Source organism: Acidisphaera rubrifaciens HS-AP3 (genome assembly GCF_000964365.1).
GTDB lineage: Bacteria > Pseudomonadota > Alphaproteobacteria > Acetobacterales > Acetobacteraceae > Acidisphaera > Acidisphaera rubrifaciens.
This window is the reverse complement of sequence record NZ_BANB01000765.1, coordinates 1-1,621: the sequence shown is the minus strand read 5'-3', so window position 1 is coordinate 1,621 and position 1,621 is coordinate 1. Positions and strand designations below refer to the sequence as shown.

1 protein-coding gene is annotated in these 1,621 nt (G+C 73.2%); it reads left to right on the top strand.

Annotated features, from left to right (window positions below; all coding sequences use genetic code 11):
- On the top strand, positions 1–1,621 hold a 1,621-nt coding region (locus B8460_RS17425; RefSeq protein WP_048862891.1), incomplete at both ends, for a SulP family inorganic anion transporter.

The following is a 1,621-nucleotide window of genomic DNA, read 5'->3' as shown; positions in this document are numbered from 1 at the left end:
CCGGCTCGCGGACCTGCGGGCGGATATCGGCGCCGGGCTGACGGTCGCGATCGTCGCCGTGCCGTTGTCCATGGCGATCGCCATCGCCTCCGGCGTCACGCCCGATCGCGGTCTCTATACGGCGATCGTCGGCGGATTCTTCGTCTCGCTGCTCGGCGGCAGCCGGTTTCAGATCGGCGGGCCGGCCGGCGCCTTCATCGTGCTGGTGGCCGGGACGGTCGCCGCGCACGGCATCGACGGGCTGCTGCTGGCGGTGCTGCTGTCCGGGCTGATCCTGCTGGCGATCGGCCTGCTGCGGCTGGGCACCTTCATCAAATACATCCCCTATCCGGTGACGGTCGGGTTCACCGCCGGCATCGCGGTGGTGATCTTCGCCAGCCAGATACGCGAATTGCTGGGGCTTACGCTGACGGCGCCGGAGCCGGGGCCGTTCATCCCGCGTCTGCGGGCGCTGGGTGCGGCGCTGCCGACGCTCAGCGCGACCGCGGTCGGCGTGTCGCTGCTGACCGTGGCGACGATCGTGCTGGTGCGGCGGCTGCGGCCGCATTGGCCCGCCTATGTGATGGCGGTGGCGCTCGCCTCGGTGCTGGTATGGGCGTTCGCGCTGCCGGCCGCGACCATCGGCAGCCGGTTCGGCGGCATCCCCGACAGTCTGTCGCTGCCGCACCTGCCGGTGGTGTCGGCCTCCGCCGTGGTCGCGGTGCTGCCTTCGGCCTTCGCCTTCGCCCTCCTCGGCAGCATCGAGAGCCTGCTGTCGGCGGTGGTGGCGGACAGCATGACCGGGCGGCGGCATCGCTCCAACGCGGAACTGGTGGCGCAGGGCGTGGCCAACATCGCGTCCTCCCTGTTCGGCGGCATCTGCGTGACCGGTACGATCGCGCGCACGGCGACGAACGTGCGCGCCGGGGCGCGCGGGCCGGTCGCCGGCATGCTGCACGCGCTGTTCGTGCTGCTGTTCATGCTGCTCGCCGCGCCGCTCGCCGCCTATGTCCCGCTCGCCGCGCTGGCGGCGGTGCTGGCGGTCGTGTGCTGGAACATGGTCGAGCGGCACGCGATCGCCGCCCTCGCCCGCGCCTCGCGGGGGGATGGCGTGGTGCTGCTGGCGACGTTCCTGCTGGTGGTCTTCCGCGACCTGACCACTGGCATCGTCGTCGGCTTCGCGCTCGGCGCGCTGCTGTTCCTGCATCGCCTTGCGCAGTCGGTCGCGATCGAGCGGCCATCCGCCGTCGTGGCCGAGGCGGATATTGCCGACGTTGCCGCCGGCCGGGCGCGCGCGCCTTACGACGCGACGCTCGCGACGGATCGCGACATCGCGGTCGCGCGCATCTCCGGCGCGTTCTTCTTCGGCGCGGCGGCGGCGGTCGGGGCGGCGCTCGACCGCATCGGCGAACAGCCGCGGGCGCACGTGATCGACGTCTCCGGCGTGCCGCTGCTGGACTCCACCGCCGCGGCCACGATCGCGGGATTCGTCCGCACCGCCGCGCGGCGCGGCGCCGTCGTGTATGTGAGCGGCGCGCGGCCGGCGATCCGCCATCTCCTGCACGCGCACGGCGTGCGGCCGCCGGCCGTGCATTTCCGCGGCCGTCTGGAGGACGCGGTGGCGGCCGCCCGGCATGATCTC